Genomic DNA, 22,405 nt, shown 5'->3' with positions numbered 1-22,405 from the left:
TCAGGTTGGTGGTTTTAGCCGGGTCAGGGCATAAACGAGAATGTTTGTCCCCATGCGCAGCGCGGCCTCCCGCTTCTCCGGTGGGTCGCCGTGCACGGAAGGCGCTTCCCAGCCATCACTGATGTTAGTCTCGTAGGTGTAGAAGACGACCAACTGTCCATTGTGGAACAGACCAAACCCCTGTGGGGGCTTGCCGTCGTGCTCGTGGATTTTAGGCAGGCCGTTGGGGAAATTGAAATGAATGTGGTAAATGGGATGGCTGAAGGGGAGTTCAACAAACTCTTGCTCTGGAAACACTTTTTTCATTTCGCGGCGGATGTACGGATCGAGTCCGTAGTCGTCATCGATATAGAGAAAGCCGCCGTTTTCCAGATAGCGCCGCAGGCGACGGGCTTCGTCCTCGGTAAGAACAATATTGCCGTGACCGGTCAGAAACAGAAAAGGATAGCTGAAAATACGGTCACTGCTTAATTCGACCACGTCGGCCTGAGGCGCTACATCAATGTTGGTGTGCTCCCGCACATAGCGAAGCAGGTTGGGTAGCGGGGAGATGGCCTGGTACCAGTCGCCCCCTCCTCCATACTTGACTGCTGCGATTCGGAACGTGTAGTCCTCTTGAGCCCGCAACGTCAGGGGCAGCCCCAGCATCAGGCCAAGCGTTAGCAGCACGTGTTTCATGGCAGCGTCCGTTGCGTCAGTACGCAGGGCACGAACGCAACGCTCGGGCAAAGGTTTGATGCTGGATTTTTTGCAACCTGGCACCGATCTTCCCTTCTAAAGAGACAACCTGTTGTTTTTAAAAAGCAAAAATGACGCCATGATGCGGGTGCGCAATGGCCTGCGGTTGCTCGGCGTGCTCCTGGCCGGTCTGGCAATGGTTTTTGTGCCGGTGCATTCGGCCGGCGATCAGACGCCGCTGGTGGCTACGTTTTCGATTGTAGGCTATGATCCGGTAACCGGCGAACTGGGGGTGGCTGTGCAGTCGAAATTCCCGAACGTACGACCCATCGTGCCGTGGGCGCGGGCAGGGGTAGGAGCAGTGGCCACGCAGAGCTACGCCGAGCTGGATTATGCGCTAAAGGGGCTGGAGCTCATGGCCAATGGGGCTACGGCCGAGGAAGCCCTGCGCATTGTGCTGCGCGAAGACGAAGGTCGCCAGCTCCGGCAGGTAGGCATTGTGGATGCCCGTGGTAATGCGGCCAGTTGGACGGGCACCGAATGCTTTCCGTGGGCAGGCGGTCGGGTCGGGCAGCGCGACGGCGAAGCCGTTGCCGCGATGCCCGGCCATGTGGTCACCGGGTATGGCTACACGGCCCAGGGCAACATTCTGGTTTCGGAAGCCACCGTCGTCGCTATGGCACAGGCCTTCGAGCAGACCCCGGGTCCGTTAGCTGAACGGTTACTGGCCGCCCTTAAAGCCGGGCAAGAAGCTGGTGGCGACCGGCGCGGTCAGCAGAGCGCCGCGTTGCTGGTTGTGCGCAAAGGGGCTGGCTACGACGGGCTCGACAATTATATCGACATCTCGGTCTATGATCATCCGCGACCCATTGAGGAGCTGATTCGTCTGTATGAGCTGAACAAGCTATATTTCTCGCTCGGTCGGCCAGAAGATCTGATTCCGGTAACGCCTGAGATCGCCCGCGAACTGCAGCAGATCTGGAAAGATCGGGGCTTTTATGACGGTCCCATCAACGGTGTAGTCGATACGACCTTCCAGCGCATTTTGATCGACTTCATGGGCTGGGAGAATTACGACATGCGCATTCCGGCCGTGGAGGCGGTGGACCTGACGGCCGGCGATACGCTCAAAATCGACCGCGTCATGCTGGAACATATCCGGCAGGTCTATCGCAAAGGGCGCTGGGTGCCACGTCGTCGTTGAGGAACAATTACAACGAGAGCTCGCGCAGCGACTGGTGGAGGATTTCGGCGGAGCGACGCAGGCCTTCTAGCTCGTCGGGCGCTAATTCGGGCAGCACGCGGCCTTCGATGCCCCGCAGTCCGATCACGCAGGGAAGACTCAAACACACGTTATGGATTCCGTATTCGCCATTTAGCCGCACGCTTACGGGAAGCACGCTTTTTTCATCATCCAGAATTGCCTCCACCAGGCGGGCAATGACGACACCGATGGCGGTGTTGGTATAACCTTTTCGGTCGATGATGGCATACGCGGCTGTGCGGGCTTCCTCGAAAAGCTGTTGCATGCGCGTCCGGTCGAATGGACGGCCAAGCACCGTGCGGTTTAATATGCGTTGCCCACCGATGGCCACCTGGCTCCAGATAGCAACCTCCGAATCGCCATGCTCGCCCAGGATGTAGGCGTGGACGGAGCGAGGATCAACGCCGTAGTACTGGCCCAGCAGGGCCCGAAAGCGGGCGGTGTCGAGCAGGGTCCCTGTCCCGATAATGTGCTCGGAAGGCCGCTGGCTGAGCTCCTGAGCCACATAGGTGAGAATGTCCACCGGATTGGTGGCCACAATCAGAATGGCCTCGGGGGCGTGGCGGTCCAGCTCGCCGATAATTTCGCGGAAGACCTCCGCATTCCGATGCAGCAGAGCCAGGCGACTTTCGCCGGGACGCTGCGCAACACCGGCGCTGATGATCACGATCTGCGCGTTGTGCAGGTCGGCGTAAGTGCCAGCCCGTACGGTCATACTCCCCACAAGCGACTGGCCATGCATCAGGTCCATAGCCTCGCCTTCGGCCCGCCGAGCATCCCTGTCGATCAGTATCAGTTCGCTGGCCAGGCCTTTGATGAACAGGGCGTACGCTGCGGCTACTCCGACGTGGCCGGTGCCGACCACCCCGACGACCCGACGTTGAAGCATAGCACCCTCTCCGGTTCAGGTGAGCGTTGCTGCGGCAAGTTACGGCAAAGCGCGCCAGGCAAATGAAACGCTCTGGTTGAAGAATAAAAAACCCCGGCCCGATAAGGCCGGGGCGATGCTGGTGCGATAGGGCTCTTATTGAACGACTGCAAGCTGCTGGGCCGGTGGCGACTGCACCGGTATCTGCAGGTTCGTGCCGTAGACTGCGTTGATGGCCGCAGCAGCTTCCTGGGCGATTAGCTGATGCGCGAGCGAGCTGGGATGCACGCCGTCCAGGCTAAAGTAAGGCCCAAAGGGTTCGCTGGAAGTCAGCCGCGGAAAATGGGGGATCTCCCCGTTCTCTTTGAGCTGCAGCAAGATGGGATTGGGATCCAGGTAAGCCCAGCCCAGCCTTTCGGCCTCCTGCTGAATGAACGCATTGTATTCCTGGACCGTCTGGATAATGGTGGCCGTCTCTTCAGGAGAAAGCAGCCGCGGATCATCCGCACAGTCGAGCGTAACACTCTGTCCCTGTAAGGCTGTGGCCAATAGCTCTCCAAAAGCGTAAGAGAAGGGCACCAGAGCTGTGGCCTCTGTAGTAGCACAGTTGTCAGCTACATTGAAGGTGGGGGGAAAGGCGCCACCTTGTTTGGCTTGAGCGTAGGCAATTCCTGGGGAAAGGTGGGGAATAACCGCTACGTTTGCCACACCAATAAGTAGGCCTCCCTGCACGCCCATTGCCTGAAGCTGGTTGAGCATTTGCCTATAGCGCTGCCGGAAGGCGTCAATAGGTGTAACAAGTGCAGGATCACCTGCAATGGCAGCACCAAGTACGTCGTTGTTACCGATCCAGACCGAGACGAACGTAGGACGTGCTTCGGCGGCAGCTTCAAGCTGGGTGCGGCCACCCAGGAGTAACAATGTTAATGTGTTAGCTGAGGTGCCTTCACCTAGGTTGGTCAGCACATCGATTACCTTGGCTCCTGGTACAGCCACATTATTAATTATGCGTGGTGCAGGTAGCTGCCGGTAGGCGCAGAAGTTGCCAGGTAAGTCGCCTAGCCGTTCGCCTGTGAGCAGATTGATCAGTGGTGGCGGGCATCCAGGATCACGCAGTAGCGGCACATTGAAGGGAGTTCCCATAGCGGCGGCTAACAGTACCGGATAGGCCTGCTGTTGCAGTGTAGCATTGATACCACCGGACTGATAGCCAGCCGTAATGCTGTTACCAATAGCTACATAACGAGCGAACAACTCTCCACCAATAGGTTCTGGTGGCTGCAAAGCTTCGTCGCGGCAGCCAAGGGTAAGCAAAAGTAAGGCTAACAGTCCCTTGGGTAAGGCTTGAAACGGTGCAATTCCAAGCGGATAGTTCATGATCCTTATAGGATGGTCTATGTTTAAAGCGAAACGCTAACCGTAAGCGAGACCACATGGGCACTAAGCTGATAGAGGCCACTGTTAAGTGCTGGTGAAGGCTCCGTACCTGGTGGCGGATCGATGACGCGGCCGCGGCGGTCATCCTGCCGAACGTACTGGTAGGCCAGATCCAGCATTACGCCGCGGCCCAGCCGCCAGCCTGTACCCAGCGTGATCAGGTTGCGGCTGGCTTCAGGAAGCAACGGCGTGACGGTTTTTGAAGGAGCCGCCCCCTGGGCAAAGGTATATCCCAGCCGCATTTCCAGAATGGAATTGGCCTGGAGAAGCAGACCGGTCCGGAACGTATGGGTATTCCGATAATCCTGGATGCGCACGATAGGATTGCCACCTCCTACCGGTTCAATGATAAACTGGTCAAAGGTAGCCCATCCGGTCCACTGATAGTCGAACAGCAGCGTGATGCCCGGGAAGGTCTTCCAACTGAAGCCTGCCACAAACTGAGCCGGCATGGTGAGCTCGGTCTCAATATCCCGATTCGCCAGGGGACCCTGATCGTCAAACAGGTTCAGGCGGGATAGTACCGCGTCAAGTGGCGCTCCGGCTGGAATGGTTTGACCGTTCAGGGTGATCTCCGTCGGAATGATGATACCGGTTGAAAGGGGAGTAAAGCGGATCATACCCGAGTACCTCACCCGAATCGGAGTCAGGTACCGGATTCCGATCCGAAACTGATCCGTTACCTGAACCAGCAGGCCTACGTGTCCGCCCAATCCATAGGAGTTGTTACTTTCCATTTTAACGTTGGCAAAGGGCGTTCCCGGAGGAATGCCCAGAGCAGCAAAGGGAACGCCCGGCAGCGCCTCTACCGGTGCCAGATCCAGTTGATGCCAGAGTGACACCGTGCTGACCGCCAGCACGGGGCCTGCTCCTACCAGGACTGGCTCGACAAGCCGAAAGGCCAGCGTGGGCTGCAGATAGGTCGTTTGTACGCGGGTCTGGTAGCTGACAAAGCTGCCCTCAAAGGTGCGTGGCCACCGGACTTCCAGGCCGTAAGGCATATACGCGCCAAAGCCGATGGTAAGGTTGGAAGTGGCTCGAAAAGCGGCAAACAAATGCGGGACCGTTACGGGACGCTCTTCCAGGCGCGTTTCTTGCCGGGTATAATCATCCGTAAAGCTGCCCTGAACCAGGTATGCTGTACCTCCAGCGGCCACAGCCCACTGGTTGACCAGTGCTATGCCGGCAGGATTAAGCGCCATGGCGGATCCATCAGCACAGGGCAGCGCCACACCGGTGCCGCCGCGACCAAGCGTACAGGCGCCGGGAGGACTCAGCAGAAATCCCTGCCCCAGAACGGATGGGCTCAGTAGCAGACTGGAAAGTAACGCCAGAAAACACAGTCCATTAAACGGAAATCTGTACCGCATGGCGATGCGCATGGTGCTTTTAGATAAGTGAACGTTTGTTTAATACTCAGGATAAAAAAGTTCTGGCTTAGAATTCAAGGGGGATAGCATGAACGGTGCGATTTTGGCTGTCATTGGTCGGGAGCCAAAAGTCAATCGAGGCGTAGTGTGGCGTCTTTGAGTACCCAGACGATGCGTGTAAACGGTCTTATGCGAATTGGTATCGTCTACGATCTGTTTGACGATTATCCCTGGGAAGTGGGCGAGCCCCCGGACGCCGATGCCGAAAATGAGCCACCTGAGACCGTTGATGTGCTGGCGGCAGCGATCCGTCGGCTGGGCCATAAGCCGGTCCGCATTGGCACGGCTTACGACTTGCTGATCGAGCTGCCGGATTTGCGCATTGACTGTGGCATTAGCATCGCCGAGGGTGCGCGCGGGCGCAACCGGGAAGCGTATGCGCCGATGCTTTTTGAAATGGGCGGCATTCCCTACCTTGGCTCCGATCCGCTGACGCTGTCCCTGAGTCTTGACAAAGCCTGGACCAAGGATCTGGTGGCCGCAGCCGGAGTGCCTACGCCCCCATACCGCACCTATGCCGGTCCGGAGGCGATCGATCCCCACGATCTGCCCGGGCCGTTTCCGTTGTTTGTAAAGCCACGCTACGAGGGCTCTTCCAAGGGCATCACGGCAGCTTCTAAGGTCTATTCGCTGGAAGCACTTCGCGCACAGGTCGCCCACCTGACGGCTGCCTACCGACAGGAGGTTATCGTGGAACCCTTTATCGAAGGGAGCGAGTTCACCGTAGCAGTCATTGGTAATAATCCTCCCGAGGCGCTGCCTGTGTTGCAGCGGGCCGTAGAGGCAACCACTGGGATTGGCCTGCATGCGCTGGAGCATCGGGGGATGGCGCCGGCAGCCGACCTGGAACCAGCACCTTACGTGCCGCTGACCACAGAACTGGAACACTGCCTGCAACAACTGGCCGTGCGCGCTTATGAAAAATTACAATGCCGCGACTTTGCGCGCCTGGACTTTCGCGTGGATCGGCAGGGTAACCCGTGGTTTCTGGAAATTAATCCGCTTCCGACGTTTGCGCCGGATGGGACGTTTGCTATCCTGGCGGAATTGATGCAGCAATCCTACGTAGACTTTCTGGCCGAGATTGTGCAACGTGGACTTCGGCGTTTAGGTCTGGCCTGAGGGAAATATCCTTGGAAACGAGGGGATGAACGCACATGGCCTGTCCTCCCTTTGATGCGACGCATCCGCAATGGCGCGACTGGCGGTGGCAAATGCGCCATCGAATCCATTCGGCCGAGGAGCTGGCCCAATGGATTCGGCTCACCGATGACGAACGACGGGCAATAGAGGCTACCCGGGGCGTCTTTCGCTGGAACATTACCCCGTACTATGCCCGCCTCATGGATCCTGAAGATCCCAACTGTCCGATTCGCCGCCAGGTGGTGCCCCGGCTAGAGGAGCTGGCGCCCGATCTGATCGGCGTTATGGATCCGCTTGAGGAAGTGGCCCATTCGCCCGTCAAAAATTTGATCCATAATTATCAGGACCGGGTGGCTTTCTGCGTTACCAGCGAATGTGCGATCTACTGCCGCTACTGCCTCCGCAAGCGCATGGTCGGCGATGCGGCCTTTATGATGCGCAGGGCAGAGCTGCAGGCGGCGATCGATTACATTGCGGCCCACCCGGAAATTCGAGACGTGCTGCTGACAGGCGGCGATCCGCTCACGCTGAGCGAAACGCACCTGGCCTGGATCCTCGATCGACTGCGGGCTATTCCGCACGTTGAGATTATCCGCATCGGCACCCGCATGCCCGTCAAACTCCCCTATCGCATTACGCCGGAGCTATGCCAGCTCCTGGAGCGCTACCATCCTCTGTGGATCAACACCCATTTTAACCATCCGAAAGAGCTGACTCCCGACGCCGCGGAGGCGATCGATCGTCTGTTGCGGGCTGGCATTCCGGTGGGCAATCAGACGGTGCTGCTGCGCGGCATCAATGATCAGGTTGAGACGATGAAAGCGCTTTGTGAGGGCCTGGTCCGCATGCGTGTGCGCCCCTATTATCTCTATCAGGCACAGCTTATCGGAGGCACGGCCCACTTTCGCACACCTATCGAAAAAGGTATGGCCATCATACGAGCACTGCAGGGGCGCACGACGGGTTTTGCTATCCCCAAATATGTGCTTGATACGCCCTATGGTAAGGTGCCGCTTGACGGCACCTATGTGCGGGGACGGGCCGGCGACTATGTCATTGTTGAAACGCCGCGCGGGGTGCTCTGGGCCGAGCCCAACCCGATTCCGGAAGAGGAAGAGCTGCCGTTCCAATTACCCGAAATTCCTTGGCCCGAGGAAGTCGATACGATCAAACTGGAAAAGCCTTTGTGCACAGCACGCTGAAAAGAAATGGCAGAAATAAGTTGCAGCATTTATAGAGACTGACGTATTTTCCTCTATGCTGCTGGCAACCGGGCGAATATCTATGATGCAGGCCATGCTCTGGCTGCTTTCTCTTATCGAGTTGCTGCTGGGATTTACGTTATCGCAGCCGTGGCTTTACGTGGCTGGAGCAGGCCTGTTGCTGATTTTGCTGCTGGTCGCACTGGTAGGCTGGCTGCGCCGCCGGCGACGTGAAAAGCAATCGCTCTTTATTCCGCCCCCGCCTGCTTCGCCAGAAGAAGAGCTAAAATCACTGGGTATTCTGGAGATTCGCGCGCGGCCTCGGAGCCGCTCGCCAGCTGCAGAGCCTGCTGAAAAATCGTCCCCTGCTTCAGCGGTGTCCGCTTCAGAGGGATCTCCACCAGTCGATGTTCCCGAGCCCTCTACCCCCAGAGAGGAGCAGCCGTCGAAACCCTCGCAGACTCCTGAAGCGGCAGCAGAGCAAGATCCCGTACTGACTCCCTGTCTGGAAGCGCTGCGGGCTGCGCTGGAAGCCCAGACGGTGGCTCTGTTGGTCCAGGAAGACGTATCGCTGGAATATCGGGTGCTGGGCATCAGCAGCGTCGTATCGGGAGTATCTGCCGGGCAGACGTTCACCGCACCGGTGCCCTTACTGGCGCCCAGCATGGTGGATCGGCCGGTCACGGTACGTGAAGTCTGTGATGAACTCTATGAAGCGCTTGGGTACTATACAGACGTTCCTCCGCAGGTAGCGGAACTGGCGCTTGCTCCCATTCCCTTCACGCGCGAAGGAGCCCTCTATTTTCTGGTGGCTGATGCACCGGAGTCCGGGCGGTTTGACCGGCTGTCGGCTTCAACATTGTTGGTTGAATTTGGTCGGTTGCTGGCTACGGTGCTCGAACTGCAGCAATCGCGCCGGGAAGCCGAAGCCCGGGCTTACCGTCCACGACGGGAGATCATTGCCGAAGAAATGACGCGGGCCCGCCGTCTCGGGGAACCGCTGGCATTGGCGCTGGTACACCTGAACCGTGCCGATGCAATTGCTACGGAAGGCCCCGTAGCACTGGCCGCTGCCGAACAGGCGCTGAAAGCGGCGCTCCAGGAGAGTGCGCCCGACCAACGCATTGAGCGTTTTGGCGAACTGACCTATGGCGTATTCTACCGAGCTCCCGTACCCGAAGTGGAGGCCTGGGCAGCTCGCCTGCAGGCGCAACTGGCCAAGGCGGGCGGCTGGTTGGAAGGAGGCGTGAGTATAGGCGTCGCCGTGCTCCAGGAACGCCATCAGACGCCCGAGCAGTTTCGCGCCGACGCCACCGAAGCGCTCCGTGAAGCCTATGAGAGTGGTACCTGTACCATTCTAGAGTAGAATGCGCCATGGCCCGGCTAATGGTGCCACCTGTCGAGTGGTCCTATCGCCTCCGCTATGGGCTTGATCTGGCCAACAGGCGTCCATGCTGGCTCTGAAAGGGTTGATCGCGCGTTTTCCGGCACGCTCCGTGCGGAAGCCCTCACACGAGCGCTTCTGGCGTCGCCTGTCGCCTCCCCAATTGTTCGTTGGCTCGTTTCTATTGCTTATCCTGCTGGGAACGCTGGGGCTTAAAACGCTCCCCGGGTTGTATACGGGACCCTCACTCTCCTGGCTTGATGCGCTGTTTACGGCCACCAGTGCAGTCTGCGTAACAGGACTGATCGTCGTGGACACAGCTACCTATTTCACGGTCTGGGGCCAGGCGTTTCTGTTGTTGCTCATTCAGTTGGGTGGACTGGGCATCATTACCTTTACCACGGTCCTGATCGTTGCCCTGGGACGACGGCTTTCACTGCGGCAGCAAGCCCTGGCTGCCAGTGTCGTGGAGGCTGCTCCGCACGTCAACTACCGACAGTTGGCCCGTGACGTCGTACGCTTCACGTTTTTGATTGAAGGAATAGGGGCGCTGCTTCTCTACCTGGGCTTTTGGCCAGAGCTGGGCGGGCGGGAAGCGCTCTGGCCGGCCCTCTTTCATGCTATCAGCGCCTTTTGCAATGCGGGCTTCTCGACGTTTTCCAGCTCGCTTGTCGAGTTCCGCGCCAATCCTGTCGTGCTGTCGGTCGTTATGCTACTGATTGTCATTGGCGGACTGGGCTTTCTAACGCTCGAAGAGCTCTATCTCTGGCGGCGGTCGATCCGAGCACGGCGGCGCTTTCGGCTTTCCCTGCACTCGCGTCTGGTGCTGACCACGACAGCGTTATTGCTCGGGATTGGGTGGATTCTGTTCGCGTTTTTTGAATGGAAGGGAACCCTTGCGGAGCTGCCTATTGGCGCCCGGCTACTCAACAGCCTGTTTATGAGCGTAACGGCCCGGACGGCCGGCTTCAACACCATCGACTATGGACAGGCTACAGAGCAGACAAGCTTTCTGACCATCTTGCTTATGTTCGTGGGAGGGTCGCCTGGCTCTACCGCAGGCGGCATCAAGACCACGACTCTGGCCCTGCTTGTGCTGCTGGCCATCTCTCGGATGCGCGGGCAGGAAATTCCGAGCTGCTGGAGCCGCTCAGTTCCCCATGAGGTCGTGCAACGAGCCGTTGGATTGTTTGTGGTGGCAGTTGCCGCGCTGATGCTCGGCAGCTTTGTGCTAACCGCTACAGAAATTGAACATGGCGTGACTGCCCCGGGTAGCTTCTTAAAATACCTGTTTGAAGCCTACAGCGCTTTTGGAACGGTGGGCCTGTCGATGGGGGTGACGCCGTCCCTTTCGACTACAGGACGCTGGATAATCATTCTGCTCATGTTTGTCGGGCGAGTGGGACCGCTGACCTTTGCGGCGGCGTTGACCCTCCGGCGACACCGCACGCCCCAGTTTCGCTACGCCTACGAAGACGTGGTGGTCGGATGAAACGTTTTGTCGTGATTGGACTCGGCAACTTCGGCGCCAGCGTGGCCGAAGCGCTATACGCCGAAGGTAATGAAGTGCTGGCCATCGACCTGGATGAACGGGCCGTTGATCGCATTGCACCGCATGTAACGCGGGCAGTAGTCTGTGACGGCCGCGACTTAGAAACGCTCGAACGCCTGGGCGTCCGTGAAGTAGACGTCGGCATTATCTCAACAGGCGACGACATTACAGCCAGTGTGCTTTCAACGCTTGTGTTGCGTGATTTAGGCGTGGGGGAAATCTACGTGAAGGTTATTTCACGCGACCATGCCCGCGTTATGAACCGACTGGGGGTAACCGAGACGATTTTTCCGGAACGGGAGTCGGCGTTAAATCTGGCCAGCCGCCTTTCGGGCCGAGCCCTGCTCAACTATTTCCGCATCGGCGCCGGGTTTGGCATTCAGGAAATGGCGGTGCCTGATGAATGGGAAGGGAAAACGTTGCGGCAGCTTGAACTGCGCCAGCGCTACGGCCTGTCGGTCGTAGCCGTGCGCGACGTGCTGAGCGATCAGATTCACATTCCACCGGATCCGGACGTTCCGTTGCGCGACACCGATACGCTGTTTGTAGCCGGCAAAGAAGAAGACCTGGAACAGGTGGCCCGTCTGAAATAAAAGCAAAAGGAGGGGCACCAGATGGGCCGTTGCATCAGCATGGGGCTGCTTTTCGGGCTGCTGGTCGGAGGGGCGCAGGCGCAATGCTTTGATCTGCTGGGAGGGGGACCCGGAGGGCGCCGCTGGTACGTAATTGAAACTCCGCACTTTCGCCTTGTCTATCCCGCGTCGCTTGATACCCTTGCAACACAAGTGGCTGCCGTTGCCGAAGCGAGCCACGCAGCGCTGGCAGCCTGGTTCGGACGTGCCCTTCAGGGAAAACCTCGCCTCTACCTTTCCGATGCGGACGACATTGCCAACGGGCTAGCGGTTCCTCTGGGGGATGGCTACAGTTGTATCTGGCTGTATGGCAATGAACCGGAGGCGTGGACAGGAACTACACCGTGGCTGAAACGGGTGGTGCCGCACGAGCTGGCCCATCTGTTTCACTATCAGGCTGTGCGCAGCCAGCCCGCCTGGCTGAATTTACTGCTCGGCCGCCCGCTCCCACGTTTCTGGACGGAAGGACTGGCCCAGTACACGACAGAGAGCTGGGATGCGCAGCGAGGCGAGCGCTGGCTGCGCATCGCCGTGCTGGACGATGCCCTTTCATATGAAGATGGCCGTTCGCGCTGGAATGGTCGGTTGCTTTACGCGGTGGGACATGCGCAAACGCGCTGGTTGGCCTGGCAACAGGGCGACACAACGCTACGGCGCATCCTGGCGCATCGCGTCCGCCGGTTGGGGGTGCCGGTCCATGACTTTTATGCCGCGTTTCGCGCGGTTACGGGCACGTCCTACCATACGTTCTATGAACGCTGGCGGCGGCACGTCAACGTACTCTACAACACGATGGCCGGCCAGATGGAAACGCCTGATTCGCTTCGGGGCGACACGTTGGCCGTGCCGGTCGCTTATGTGGACGACCTGGCGCCCAGCCCCGACACTACACGCTGGGCCGTGCTGGGCCTCCCGTCGATGACGCGTCCTGTGCGCACGCTTTATGTAGGACGACCCGGACGCTGGAGGACCGTGGCCGAGGGGGATATCCGTCCACCCGTCGCCTGGAGTCCAGACGGACGCTGGGTGGCCTTTGCCCGCCGGGCGCGCGGTCCGACCGGTGGACTTGTGTACGATCTGTGGCTGGCATCGGCCGACGGACGCGTGCAGCGACGTTTGACCCGGGGCCGCCGCGCCTTTTCGCCCACGTTTGCTCCAGATGGCCGGCGCCTGGCATTCATAACCGTCAGCAAAGGGTACGCCCGGCTAGAAATGCTGGATCTACAAACAGGAACACTGCAACTGTTGTGGACCTCCCGGGCACCCGTGCATATTGGGATGGTCCGCTGGAGCCCGGATGGCCAGGCGCTGGTCTTTGATCGTTTTGTTGAAGGCGTGCGTCGCGATCTCGTGCTGTGGAGGGTGGAAGAGGATAGCCTGATTGTATTGACCAGCGGTCGGTATGACGACCGGGCGCCGGTCTGGAGTCCTGATGGGCAACGCCTGGCCTTCACGTCGCTGCGGGATGGGGTACCGAATGTGTTTGTAGTGGATCGCGCGACGAGACGGGTGGCTCGGGTAACGCGACTGGTAGCAGGAGCGCGCGTGCTTGCCTGGCTACCGCCTGCGCCTGGTTTCCCAGAGGGACGGTTGGTTGTGGCCGTTACGCTGTCAAAGTATGGCGAAAGCGTGCGGCTGATAGATGCTCGGCGACGCGCCATTGAACGGAAGGTAGTGGTCCCGGAGCCTTACCAGGCGTGGAGGCGTCAGGTAGCCCGACCGCGGCGAATGCTCGACTCGCTGCCCACGTCTCCAATATTGATGTCTGCGCCGAAGCCTTATCGCCCCTGGGCCAACCTGACGCATGTCGCTTCGTTGGCTGTACCCTACTACTTGAAACCGTTCGGAGGAGGGATCGGGGGATTTACGCTCTGGCTGGAGCCGCTGGGATATCACACGATTGCGGCAGGGGGAATGCTATCCTTAACCAGGCTGCGGTATAGCTGGGGGTGGATAAGCTATCTGACGCGCCGTTTCTGGGGAATGGTAGGAGGCACGCTCTTTCGCTGGATTAGTCCTTCTGTCCGCTATGACCACGCTACCCTGATTGAGGCGCAGACAGGAGGAGTGCTGGGCATCGTGCGCAATCTGCCGGCCCCACCCTACGGAAGACGCCGCCTTAGTGCATATCTGCGCTACTGGGACCGCCGGCCTGTCTGGCCTCGCCACCCGGAACGCCTGCAGGGCCCTTTACCTCCACCGGAAACGGGTCGGCAGTTGGACGTAGTGTTTAAAGTGCGCTTGTGGCATCGGCGACCCTACCGCTACCATGCTGTTCATCCGCTCGATGGAGCAGGTGTGCGTTTTCGAATCCTGGGATCTGTGCCGGTGCTCGGGGCCACCCTGCGCTTTGTACGCCTGGACGTAGCTGCCTATCGCATCTGGCCTGTGATAGGATCCCACCGGCTGCTGACCTATGGTCGGGTGCAGGCGCAGCGTGGGCATAGTCTGCCCCAGGACTATCTGGGGCTGGCCCGGTCCGATGCTCTGCACTTGCTACTGCCTGACGTCGAGCCGGAGATTTTCGCCCCGTCTCTTCGGGAACGGGTGCGGGGGTATCGACGACTGGCTGCTGGCCGCCTGGTGCTTTTCGGATCGGTGGAATACCGCCTGCCGCTGCACTGGGACCTGCAAACTGAGCTGCTGGGCCTGCTGCGGCTTGGGACAACAGCTCTGGCCGTCTTTGCGGATGGGGCGGTTGTGCGAGGGGGCATGGATACAGATCGGCTGGGAGTCGGCGTAGAAATGAAAAGCGACCTGCACCTGGGCCCTTTTGTGCTGACGCACGCGCTGGGATGGGCTTATCCCCTGTCCCCTGACGAACCCGGGGCCCGGCGGGAGCTGTACTACCGCATTCGGGCTACGGTCCCCTTCTAATACAGATACAGAAAGAGGCGTCCCGGTCTGGGCGCCTCCCGATGTCTAATGCCTGCGCGGCCCTTAGCCCACGTGGATTTGCAGTTCTTCGCGGCGATGTTTCTGACGGAGTTTGCGGAGTGCCTTTTCCTTGATCTGGCGCACGCGCTCGCGCGTCAGACCAAAACGCTGCCCGATTTCTTCCAGCGTTAGCGGATGCTCTCGGCCGATGCCGAAGTAGAGGCGGATAATTTCAGCTTCGCGTGGATGTAACGTGGAAAGCGCCCGCTCAATGTCAATCTTGAGCGACTCTTCCATGAGGCCTTCGTCCGGAGCCGTATCCTCTTCGTTGGGCAGAACGTCGAGCAGGCTGTTGTCATCGTCGTCGGTGAAGGGCGCGTCCATGGAGAGCGCGCGGCCCGTATGCTGGAGTGCCTCCCGGATTTTTTCAACGTCGATGTTGAGCTCTTCGGCCAGTTCTTCGGCGCTGGGGGCGCGCTCGTGTTCCTGCGCCAGCCGGGCACTTACCTTACGGATTTTAGAGATGGTACCGATTCGGTTCAACGGCAGGCGCACCACGCGACTCTGCTCGGCCAGAGCCTGCAAAATAGCCTGGCGGATCCACCAGACGGCATAAGAGATAAATTTGAACCCGCGCGTCTCGTCAAAGCGCTGGGCCGCCTTGATGAGGCCATAGTTGCCTTCATTGATCAGGTCGGCCAGGCTCAGGCCCTGTCCCTGGTACTTCTTGGCGACAGAGACCACGAACCGCAGGTTGGCACGCGTTAGCTTGTGCAACGCTTCTTCGTCGCCCTGCTTGATGCGCCGTGCCAGTTCGACCTCCTCCTCAGGCGTCAATAACGGGATTTTCCCGATCTCCTGGAGGTACTGATCCAGCATGCGTTGCTGGCGCGGGACGTACATAGCCCTTCTCCTGGGTTTGGTGACAGGTCTCTACGAGTGGCCGGTTGGTGGAAGGCTGTATGCATAACGGCAGGCGCCCCTCCGCCTCCATGACAGCAGCCCCTTCACGCTGGCACCAGCCGCTTGTTCCCAATCCATTGTGATCGGACCGTTTGCCTTCAGGCAAAGCGCCTATCCTTATGCAGAAGAATCCGGCGAGGTTTCCGTAGAAGACACAAAATCCGCACATTGCGCCAGAAGCGCATCCGCTAAGCGCCGATCCGAACGCATGCGCGGAATTTTGCTCTGCCCGCTGAGCCGCGCTCGATGCCGTCGCATCCATTCGAGAAAGGCACCCGGTGGCAGCGCAACAATTTCGGGCCGGTCGAAAGCGCGGGCCTCCCGACGAATCTGGTAATGCCGGTTGACGCGTTGCAGGTGAGCGTCGATGACCATTGCAAAAGCCGACAGATCTGCGGGAGGGTGCGCAAACTCAATGAGCCACTGGTGCGTGGGCGGGCGCGTTCGAGTCGCGGGACGGGGAGCAATATGGTAGTCGTGCACTCGCGCGCCGGTGCGTCGGCAGGCTTCTTCAAGCGCAGCGCGGGCTTCGTCTCCGAAGACGGCTTCGCCGTAAAGGTCAAGCATCTCGCTGGTGCGACCTGCAACCACCAGCTTGGGCGGGTTGGTCTGGGTAAAACGCACCACATCCCGCATCGCATAGCTCCAGAGTCCGCTGCACGTGGTCACGTAGAGCGCATAGCGCACGCCAGGCTCAATGGTTGCAATGGTGTAGCGGGGGGGATTGGGGTGGTCGCGGGCCTCCAGCGGGACAAATTCATAAAAGATTCCGTTGTCCAGATGCAATAGCATCGCCGGATCATCGCGCGTGGACTGAAAGGCAAAAAAGCCTTCCGAAGCGCCGTAGGTTTCGATGAAGTCTGGCGCAGGCTGCCCGATCATTTCTTCAAGCAAGGTGCGGTAAGAGCTGAGGGCGACTCCTCCCGAAATAAACACCTGCAGATTAGGCCATATGTCACGAACGGTTGTGGCCAGATGCCCTTGCCGCCGCGCTTCCTCGAGCAGCAAGTTAAACAGCACCAGCCCCCAGGTCGGCGCCATAACCACCAGACGAATGTCTTGATGCAGCGTATGCTGCGCAATGGCCCGCAATTTTGCCTCCCAGTTCGGCAGCATGAGAATTCGGTCCGGTACTGCCTGATAGAAAAGGCGCACATACCAGGGCGCATGGCGCGCGACCAGCCCGCTGATTTCACCCGCCCAGGTGCCTGGATAGCGCGGATCTTCGTCGGCACGTCCTGGCAGCGTCAGGTGACGGCCTTTGAGAAAGGACCAGCGGCCAGACTGCAGCAAATAGTGCAACCCTACTTCGATGCTAAACCGGCGATCGGCGCGGAGCATTTCTCGGCTGACCGGGATGAGCGTACCTTCCGAGGCAGTGCCACTGGAGACGGCAAAATGACGGATGCGTCCGGGCCAGCAGATGTCTGGCACGCCACGCCGCATGCGCTCCACATCTGCGCGAAAGTCCTCATAGGTGTGCAGAGGCACGCGCGTTTGATAGGCCCGCACGACGTCCCGGGCGCGCGCCAGCTCAGCAAAGCCATAACGACGGCCCCATTCCGTATGGGCAGCCCGCTGCAGCAAGCGGCGCAGCAGACGGGCCTGCGTGCCGGCTGGATCCTGTATAAAACGGCGATGGCGATAAAAGAACGGCAACCATTGCAGGAGAGAAGCAACGATCATAGAAGCTCCCGGTCGGAACGTCCGACGGACTTTTCGCGAAAAAAATCGCGCGAGGCGCGCTACGCCGTACTATATTCCGTGTTCCCCAAGCTGCAGAGCGATCTATGTGGCATGCCGAATCGTTCGACAGAAACCGCTTCGTGCTGAACTGCCGGGGACGGTTGCTGGATTGCCGTCCGGGACTGCCCGGAGGGGCCCAGGTTATGGGCATTCTGAACGTTACGCCCGACTCGTTCTGGGACGGAGGCCGATATCAGACAGTAGATGCTGCCCTGCGCCGGGCAGAAACTATGTTAAAAGAAGGGGCTGCAATCATCGACGTAGGAGGGGAATCAACACGGCCCCGCGGCCGCACGTACGGCCGCGGAGCAGCGCCCGTCTCGCCTGACGAAGAACGGCGGCGCGTCTTGCCGGTGATCGAAGCCATTGCGCAGCGGTTTCCTGAAGCAATCATTTCGGTCGATACCTACAAGCCAGAGGTAGCCCGCGATGCCCTGGAAGCCGGAGCTCATGTTATTAACGATCAGACGGGATTGCGGCTCTATCCGGAAATGGCGGAAGTAGCGGCGCGTTTCGACGCTCCCCTTATCCTGATGCACTCAGTAGGGCGCCCGGGTGAAATGCCCCACGAACTACACTACGACGACGTAGTAGGAGCTGTCCGTGATTCGCTGGCCGCATCGATAAGCCGAGCGCATGCTGCCGGGGTGCGTCAGGTAGTAATTGATCCGGGGTTCGGCTTTGGAAAAACCGCGGCCGAAAATTTGCAGTTGGTTAATAATATCGATGTACTGCTACGCCTGGGCTACCCGGTGCTGGTTGGAATTTCCCGCAAAAGTACCATTGGGCAGGTGCTGGGCGCACCGGAGAAACCCGTGCCGCCCGCAGAACGGCTCTACGGTACCCTGGGGGCAACGGCCGTCGCCGTGCTGCGCGGAGCAACGTTGGTGCGGACGCACGACGTAAAACCCACCGTCGAGATGCTACGCCTGCTGGCTGCCACGCTGGCTCAGCCGCGCCCTGAATCGCTGCATGCTGTTTGAAAATTCCCAAACGCCGTGACGCTTGTTCACTGGATCATCCCGATTCGTCTGGTCGATCTGCTAGAGATCGGCCTGGTGGCATATGTGCTCTACAAGCTGTATCAGCTCATGCGCGGCACCCTGGCCGTGCAGATCTTCCTGGGCGTCATGGCGATCTACCTCCTGCAGGTTATTGTAACGGCGCTTGACATGACCATGCTGCGCCGCTTTTTTGGCGCGCTCAGCGAAGTGGCGGTGCTCGCCGTGATTATTTTGTTTCAACCTGAAATTCGGCGGCTGCTCGTCATGGTGGCGCAGACGCCCTTCCTGCGGCGCTTCGTCTCCGCCCCCGTTCGAGAAGAAGTGATTCATGAAGTCTGTGCTGCCGTAGCTGAAATGAGCCGGCTACGTATTGGCGCACTCATTGTGTTTGAGCGTTCGACCGGACTGCGCCACTATATCGAAACAGGTACGATCCTGAACGCCCGGATTTCTCGCGAGCTGCTACTAACCATCTTTTATGACAAAAATCCCCTGCATGACGGTGCCGTGATTATCCGAAATCAGGTGATTGCTGCAGCTCGCTGCATCTTGCCCGTTTCGACCAGTATGAAGTTAAGCCCCCACCTGGGACTGCGGCACCGGGCAGCAGTAGGAATTACCGAGCAAACCGATGCGTTTGTCGTTGTGGTTTCGGAAGAGACGGGAACAATCTCCGTGGCGCAACAAGGCGAGCTGATTTCTAATCTGACGGCTGCCGAGCTACGCACGCTTTTAATCGAAGCGTTGGAGGCGCGTCCGGCCGTCGAAGTTGAAGAGGAAACGTCGATGGAGTTGCCGTCATGATGGAGGATGATCCGCTGTACCGACGGCGGCGTCTTCGGCTGGTGGAGACGCTGCGCGAGAAAGGAATTCAAGATGAACGGGTGCTGGAGGCTATTGCGCGCGTGCCCCGCCATCTGTTTGTAGAACCAGCATTACGGTTGCGGGCCTATGACGATGTAGCGCTACCTATCGGCCTGAAACAGACCATCTCGCAGCCCTTCACCGTGGCCTATCAGACGCAACTGCTGGAGGTGCAGCCGGGAGACCGCGTGCTGGAAATCGGAACAGGTAGTGGATATCAGGCCGCCATTCTGTGCGCCTTAGGGGCTCGCGTGTTTACCATCGAACGGCATCGGCCGTTGCTGGAACGGGCCCTGGCGCGTTTAGAAGCACTGGGCTATCGGGTGGTAGCGCGTCATGGAGACGGCTCGCAGGGCTGGCCTGCCTTTGCGCCGTTCGACGGGATTGTCGTGACGGCCGGGGCAACCGAAATTCCACCTGCCCTGTGCGCGCAACTACGCATGCCTGAAGGAAATCGCCCGGGAGGGCGCCTGGTCATTCCGGTCGGTAACGCCCATCAGCAACGCATGACCCGCGTGCGCTGCACCGGACCGGGTACCTATGAGACCGAAACCATGCACGTCTTTCGCTTTGTCCCTTTGATACGCGAAAACGACGAGACCAATAGCTAGCGCTGAAGCAGAGGCCGCAGGGCGGTCTGGACCGCCTCGCGAGGGAAGAGGCGGCCGGTCCATTGCTGGTAGGCTGCGGCTGCTTGTCCGATCAGCATGGCCAGTCCGTCGATGGTAGTTGCACCCCGCCTGGCCGCCGCACGCAACAGACGGGTCTGGATAGGATTGTATACCAGATCATAAACGATCTGCTCGGGCGCGAAATCTTCTGCATGGGGCCAGGGTGAGGCTTCAACCTGAGGATGCATGCCCACCGGCGTGGCATTGACGATGAGGCGCGCCGTGCGAATAAACGGGGCAGCTTTGTCCCAGGGCACAACCTGCAATGCCTGATTCGAATCGTAAGCAGCGAAATCGGTTGCCAGGGCGTCCCCTCGCGCAGGCGTGCGGGCTGCAATGGTCAGGCGCGTTGGCCGAAACGCGGTGAGCAAGGCGTACACCACAGCTCGGGCAGCGCCGCCAGCACCCAGCACCACCATTTCCGCCGCCGTCAGCCGTGGGGTCAGCGGACGCAGAGGCTCCAGAAAGCCTTCCACATCGGTATTGTCGCCGATCAGCTCCACGGCGCCCTGCGCATCAGGGCGACAGATAATCGTGTTGACAGCTCCTATCGCCTCAGCCCGCGCCGTGCACTGATCCAGCAGCGCCCGCACCCGCTCTTTGTGGGGAATGGTTACATTGGCACCGGCAAAGCCAAGCGCGCGCAGGCCAGCTATGGCCTCCGGAAGGGCGTCCTGAGGGACGCGGCAGGCCAGGTAGACATAATCCAGGCCCTGGATTCGAAATCCTGTGTTGTGAATGAGCGGTGAGAAGGAGTGGGCGACCGGATCGCCCAGCAGAACAACCAGACGCGTAGTGGCGCGAATCGCAACTTCTGTAGCCAGCTCCATCAGAATCGAAAGCGTTGGACAAGACCAGCTCCAATAAAATAGGTGCGCCGCGCATGGAGGCCAACGCCGCCGTTTACGTCAAGCTGGAGATCCGGCATGAGCAGCAACGTTAATCCTCCTTCAAGATAATGCGGGTCGCGTCCCGGTCCGAACATCCAGGCATACCCGAAATAAGCACCTGCTGGCAGCGCCTCCGACAGCGCAACGTTCAGTGTGGCCGTAATGAGCCCTTCATCAAAACGTTTGCGGTTGGACCAGTAGCTCGTGAACGTACCATTGGCCGAAAAGCTGAACGAGGTATGCAGGGGCCAGTCAAATGCCAGCGTCACAGAAGGCTGAGCAGCAGGGGCGCGAAAAGGTGAGGCGCCTCGGGGCAGACGCAGTTCAAAGAGCAACCCGACCTCCGGATGGTCTGTCTGACGCGCTCGGTAGATGCCCAGCTTGAATCCCAGTAGAGGATCCGAAAAACCCTGCTGCTTTTCCTCAGGACCACGGGCGACCAGATAGGCGGGTACGTGCAGGCGAAACTCTACAGAAGGGGCCAGCCCATAGCGCCAGAGCGTAGGACCGTAGAGATAGGTGCGGGCAAAAGAAATGCGGTCGAAGCTCATACCGGTTTCAAGCTGAAAGACACCAGGAGCAATGACGCCCGCCCCCACCCCTATGCCAGGACGGTCGGTGGTCAGCGGCGGAACCTCCTGAGCATAGAGGGAACCGACAAGTAGCCACAGAAACAGCAATCCTGCGCTACAACATTTCATAACTCTTCTCGAAAACAGGTTAGAAGAGGGTAGGCCCAGGCGTTTCAGGAAGAGGTCATGCGGGCACCAGATTCCGCCTGTCGATAGCCGATCCAACCCGTGCCGCCAAAGATTATGGCGTAGAGCACCGGATCAAACTCCCGCCCTACGATCCATTCAAAAAGCAGATTGGTCAGACCGGCCCCAATGCCTCCACAGATTAGAAAAACTAAGGTGTATACCACCCAGTTACGCAATAGCTGCCCAAAGCCTATCATGGTGCGGACGTGCCCAAGTGGCTACTTTTCCCAAGCATACAAAAAGGAATCCGTCGATGCAAGGCCTGTCAGAAACGTTGCATCAGCCCCATGTCCCAGAAAGCTATCTCCAGGCGGGTCGCCTGGCGAAACGTTTCGACCAGGTCAGGAAACCGGGCTTCGGTTAGCCGGCGGGCTGCCAGGCGATCCAGTTGCAGGATGGCATGGCGGGCTACCTGCTGGTAGGCCTCGCCTGCATACATTTCGATCCAGTCCCGGTAAGGATTCTGGGCGAGTGATTCCGCAAATTGGGCATGAAGCGCTCGACCAATTTCGGCATACCCTACAATGCAGGGAGCCAGGGCCACCTGCAGATCCAGCACATCGCCTGAAAAGCCGCGTTCCAGAACGTAGCGGGTATAGGCCAGGTTAGCCTGGGCTTCCGGCGCATCTTCCAGATCCGCTTCGCTTATCCCCCAGCGGGCGCAGTAGCGCACGTGGAGCCGCATCTCTTCATTGAGCAGCGCCGAGATCGTATCGGCTGCGTGGCGCATGTCCTCCAGCGTGTCCGCTTTGACAAGCGCCAAGGCCCAGGCTCGTGCAAAATGAATCAGAAACCGGTAGTCCTGCACCAGGTAGTGCCGAAAAGCCGCTTCCGGCAGGGTCCCTTTGCCCAGTTGTTCTACAAAAGGATGTTGCGTGTAGGCCAGCCAGTCTTCAGCTACGGCCTGGCGCAGCCGAGCAAACAAACTGGCGGGCGGTGCCAGCGGAAAGTCGGGCAGCGTAACCGGCGACGACATAGGTCTTCTGAATTTCTGATCTTTATGCGTGATGCTTATACCACACTGACACGAAACGGGCAC

Annotated in this window: 20 protein-coding genes; 10 read left to right on the top strand and 10 right to left on the bottom strand. The window is 59.3% G+C overall.

Annotated features, from left to right (window positions below; genetic code table 11):
* Window positions 1-678, bottom strand: coding sequence for a DUF4159 domain-containing protein (locus tag BUA15_RS07925; RefSeq protein WP_072715440.1), 678 nt, complete (start codon window positions 676-678; stop codon window positions 1-3).
* 139 nt (window positions 679-817) lie between these two features.
* Between BUA15_RS07925 and BUA15_RS07920 the strand changes: the two genes are divergently transcribed.
* Window positions 818-1,882, top strand: coding sequence for a DUF1028 domain-containing protein (locus BUA15_RS07920; protein ID WP_143149585.1), 1,065 nt, complete (start codon window positions 818-820; stop codon window positions 1,880-1,882).
* Between the two features lie 7 nt (window positions 1,883-1,889).
* Here the strand turns inward: BUA15_RS07920 and BUA15_RS07915 are convergent, their stop codons facing one another.
* From BUA15_RS07915 to BUA15_RS07905, 3 genes are all read right to left on the bottom strand, one after another.
* Window positions 1,890-2,831 (bottom strand): L-lactate dehydrogenase, encoded by a 942-nt coding sequence (locus BUA15_RS07915; RefSeq protein ID WP_072715439.1) that lies wholly within the window; start codon window positions 2,829-2,831, stop codon window positions 1,890-1,892.
* Window positions 2,832-2,966: 135 nt separating this feature from the next.
* The gene (locus tag BUA15_RS07910) at window positions 2,967-4,187 is read right to left on the bottom strand and encodes an SGNH/GDSL hydrolase family protein (RefSeq protein WP_072715438.1); all 1,221 of its coding nucleotides are present in this window, start codon (window positions 4,185-4,187) and stop codon (window positions 2,967-2,969) included.
* Between the two features lie 23 nt (window positions 4,188-4,210).
* Window positions 4,211-5,617 carry an OmpP1/FadL family transporter gene (locus BUA15_RS07905; protein ID WP_245771973.1) on the bottom strand — a complete coding sequence of 469 codons (1,407 nt, stop codon included), beginning with the start codon at window positions 5,615-5,617 and terminating at the stop codon, window positions 4,211-4,213.
* 189 nt (window positions 5,618-5,806) lie between these two features.
* Between BUA15_RS07905 and BUA15_RS07900 the strand changes: the two genes are divergently transcribed.
* From BUA15_RS07900 to BUA15_RS07875, 6 genes are all read left to right on the top strand, one after another.
* The gene (locus BUA15_RS07900) at window positions 5,807-6,799 is read left to right on the top strand and encodes a D-alanine--D-alanine ligase family protein (RefSeq protein WP_245771972.1); all 993 of its coding nucleotides are present in this window, start codon (window positions 5,807-5,809) and stop codon (window positions 6,797-6,799) included.
* Between the two features lie 35 nt (window positions 6,800-6,834).
* The gene (locus BUA15_RS07895; RefSeq protein ID WP_072715435.1) at window positions 6,835-8,022 is read left to right on the top strand and encodes a KamA family radical SAM protein; all 1,188 of its coding nucleotides are present in this window, start codon (window positions 6,835-6,837) and stop codon (window positions 8,020-8,022) included.
* Window positions 8,023-8,104: 82 nt separating this feature from the next.
* Entirely contained in the window at window positions 8,105-9,388 is a 1,284-nt protein-coding gene (locus BUA15_RS07890) for a hypothetical protein (RefSeq protein ID WP_072715434.1), read from the top strand.
* Window positions 9,389-9,473: 85 nt separating this feature from the next.
* Window positions 9,474-10,898, top strand: a complete 1,425-nt coding sequence (locus BUA15_RS07885; RefSeq protein ID WP_072715433.1) for a TrkH family potassium uptake protein — start codon at window positions 9,474-9,476, stop codon at window positions 10,896-10,898.
* Window positions 10,895-11,551: a potassium channel family protein gene (locus tag BUA15_RS07880; protein WP_072715432.1), complete on the top strand. Its 657-nt coding sequence runs from the start codon at window positions 10,895-10,897 to the stop codon at window positions 11,549-11,551. The genes BUA15_RS07885 and BUA15_RS07880 overlap by 4 nt, the downstream gene beginning before the upstream one ends.
* 39 nt (window positions 11,552-11,590) lie before the next feature.
* The gene (locus BUA15_RS07875; protein WP_245771971.1) at window positions 11,591-14,467 is read left to right on the top strand and encodes a hypothetical protein; all 2,877 of its coding nucleotides are present in this window, start codon (window positions 11,591-11,593) and stop codon (window positions 14,465-14,467) included.
* Window positions 14,468-14,530: 63 nt separating this feature from the next.
* On the opposite strand, the gene BUA15_RS07870 is transcribed toward BUA15_RS07875, so the two are convergent.
* Together BUA15_RS07870 and BUA15_RS07865 are read right to left on the bottom strand one after the other, a co-directional pair.
* The gene (locus BUA15_RS07870; protein WP_014065864.1) at window positions 14,531-15,370 is read right to left on the bottom strand and encodes a sigma-70 family RNA polymerase sigma factor; all 840 of its coding nucleotides are present in this window, start codon (window positions 15,368-15,370) and stop codon (window positions 14,531-14,533) included.
* A gap of 177 nt (window positions 15,371-15,547) precedes the next feature.
* Window positions 15,548-17,116 carry a GH3 auxin-responsive promoter family protein gene (locus BUA15_RS07865; RefSeq protein WP_072715430.1) on the bottom strand — a complete coding sequence of 523 codons (1,569 nt, stop codon included), beginning with the start codon at window positions 17,114-17,116 and terminating at the stop codon, window positions 15,548-15,550.
* Window positions 17,117-17,220: 104 nt separating this feature from the next.
* Between BUA15_RS07865 and folP the strand changes: the two genes are divergently transcribed.
* Genes folP through BUA15_RS07850 form a run of 3 tightly spaced genes read left to right on the top strand, consistent with a single transcriptional unit; the run spans window position 17,221 to window position 19,655 of the window.
* Entirely contained in the window at window positions 17,221-18,159 is a 939-nt protein-coding gene (folP, locus tag BUA15_RS07860; protein WP_084660545.1) for a dihydropteroate synthase, read from the top strand.
* A 15-nt stretch (window positions 18,160-18,174) separates the two neighbouring features.
* Complete coding sequence (gene cdaA, locus BUA15_RS07855; RefSeq protein ID WP_072715429.1) at window positions 18,175-18,984, top strand: diadenylate cyclase CdaA; 810 nt, start codon at window positions 18,175-18,177, stop codon at window positions 18,982-18,984.
* Window positions 18,981-19,655: a protein-L-isoaspartate(D-aspartate) O-methyltransferase gene (locus BUA15_RS07850; RefSeq protein WP_084660544.1), complete on the top strand. Its 675-nt coding sequence runs from the start codon at window positions 18,981-18,983 to the stop codon at window positions 19,653-19,655. Before cdaA ends, BUA15_RS07850 begins: the two co-directional genes overlap by 4 nt.
* On the opposite strand, the gene BUA15_RS07845 is transcribed toward BUA15_RS07850, so the two are convergent.
* The 4 genes from BUA15_RS07845 to tenA form a co-directional block, all read right to left on the bottom strand.
* Window positions 19,652-20,545, bottom strand: a complete 894-nt coding sequence (locus tag BUA15_RS07845; protein ID WP_072715428.1) for a shikimate dehydrogenase — start codon at window positions 20,543-20,545, stop codon at window positions 19,652-19,654. The genes BUA15_RS07850 and BUA15_RS07845 overlap by 4 nt on opposite strands.
* A complete protein-coding gene (locus tag BUA15_RS07840; protein WP_072715427.1) occupies window positions 20,545-21,306 on the bottom strand; it encodes a transporter in 762 nt (253 codons plus the stop codon). Before BUA15_RS07840 ends, BUA15_RS07845 begins: the two co-directional genes overlap by 1 nt.
* A 44-nt stretch (window positions 21,307-21,350) precedes the next feature.
* On the bottom strand, window positions 21,351-21,563 hold the full coding sequence (locus BUA15_RS07835; RefSeq protein ID WP_072715426.1) for a hypothetical protein: 213 nt from the start codon (window positions 21,561-21,563) through the stop codon (window positions 21,351-21,353).
* Between the two features lie 68 nt (window positions 21,564-21,631).
* Window positions 21,632-22,342 (bottom strand): thiaminase II, encoded by a 711-nt coding sequence (tenA, locus tag BUA15_RS07830; protein WP_072715425.1) that lies wholly within the window; start codon window positions 22,340-22,342, stop codon window positions 21,632-21,634.
* Window positions 22,343-22,405: the final 63 nt, after the last annotated feature.

The sequence above is a fragment of the Rhodothermus profundi genome, from assembly GCF_900142415.1.
GTDB lineage: Bacteria > Bacteroidota > Rhodothermia > Rhodothermales > Rhodothermaceae > Rhodothermus > Rhodothermus profundi.
The sequence above is the reverse complement of the archived record's forward strand: the minus strand, read 5'-3'. Positions and strand labels throughout refer to the sequence as shown.

Excerpts from the sequence above, each read along its gene's own strand:
- BUA15_RS07925 (WP_072715440.1), bottom strand. The coding sequence starts at position 678 with ATGAAACACGTGCTGCTAACGCTTGGCCTGATGCTGGGGCTGCCCCTG.
- BUA15_RS07920 (WP_143149585.1), top strand. The coding sequence starts at position 818 with ATGATGCGGGTGCGCAATGGCCTGCGGTTGCTCGGCGTGCTCCTGGCC.
- BUA15_RS07915 (WP_072715439.1), bottom strand. The coding sequence starts at position 2,831 with ATGCTTCAACGTCGGGTCGTCGGGGTGGTCGGCACCGGCCACGTCGGA.
- BUA15_RS07910 (WP_072715438.1), bottom strand. The coding sequence starts at position 4,187 with ATGAACTATCCGCTTGGAATTGCACCGTTTCAAGCCTTACCCAAGGGA.
- BUA15_RS07905 (WP_245771973.1), bottom strand. The coding sequence starts at position 5,617 with ATGCGGTACAGATTTCCGTTTAATGGACTGTGTTTTCTGGCGTTACTT.
- BUA15_RS07900 (WP_245771972.1), top strand. The coding sequence starts at position 5,807 with ATGCGAATTGGTATCGTCTACGATCTGTTTGACGATTATCCCTGGGAA.
- BUA15_RS07895 (WP_072715435.1), top strand. The coding sequence starts at position 6,835 with ATGGCCTGTCCTCCCTTTGATGCGACGCATCCGCAATGGCGCGACTGG.
- BUA15_RS07890 (WP_072715434.1), top strand. The coding sequence starts at position 8,105 with ATGATGCAGGCCATGCTCTGGCTGCTTTCTCTTATCGAGTTGCTGCTG.
- BUA15_RS07885 (WP_072715433.1), top strand. The coding sequence starts at position 9,474 with ATGCTGGCTCTGAAAGGGTTGATCGCGCGTTTTCCGGCACGCTCCGTG.
- BUA15_RS07880 (WP_072715432.1), top strand. The coding sequence starts at position 10,895 with ATGAAACGTTTTGTCGTGATTGGACTCGGCAACTTCGGCGCCAGCGTG.
- BUA15_RS07875 (WP_245771971.1), top strand. The coding sequence starts at position 11,591 with ATGGGGCTGCTTTTCGGGCTGCTGGTCGGAGGGGCGCAGGCGCAATGC.
- BUA15_RS07870 (WP_014065864.1), bottom strand. The coding sequence starts at position 15,370 with ATGTACGTCCCGCGCCAGCAACGCATGCTGGATCAGTACCTCCAGGAG.
- BUA15_RS07865 (WP_072715430.1), bottom strand. The coding sequence starts at position 17,116 with ATGATCGTTGCTTCTCTCCTGCAATGGTTGCCGTTCTTTTATCGCCAT.
- folP (WP_084660545.1), top strand. The coding sequence starts at position 17,221 with ATGTGGCATGCCGAATCGTTCGACAGAAACCGCTTCGTGCTGAACTGC.
- BUA15_RS07850 (WP_084660544.1), top strand. The coding sequence starts at position 18,981 with ATGATGGAGGATGATCCGCTGTACCGACGGCGGCGTCTTCGGCTGGTG.
- BUA15_RS07845 (WP_072715428.1), bottom strand. The coding sequence starts at position 20,545 with ATGGAGCTGGCTACAGAAGTTGCGATTCGCGCCACTACGCGTCTGGTT.
- BUA15_RS07840 (WP_072715427.1), bottom strand. The coding sequence starts at position 21,306 with ATGAAATGTTGTAGCGCAGGATTGCTGTTTCTGTGGCTACTTGTCGGT.
- BUA15_RS07835 (WP_072715426.1), bottom strand. The coding sequence starts at position 21,563 with ATGATAGGCTTTGGGCAGCTATTGCGTAACTGGGTGGTATACACCTTA.
- tenA (WP_072715425.1), bottom strand. The coding sequence starts at position 22,342 with ATGTCGTCGCCGGTTACGCTGCCCGACTTTCCGCTGGCACCGCCCGCC.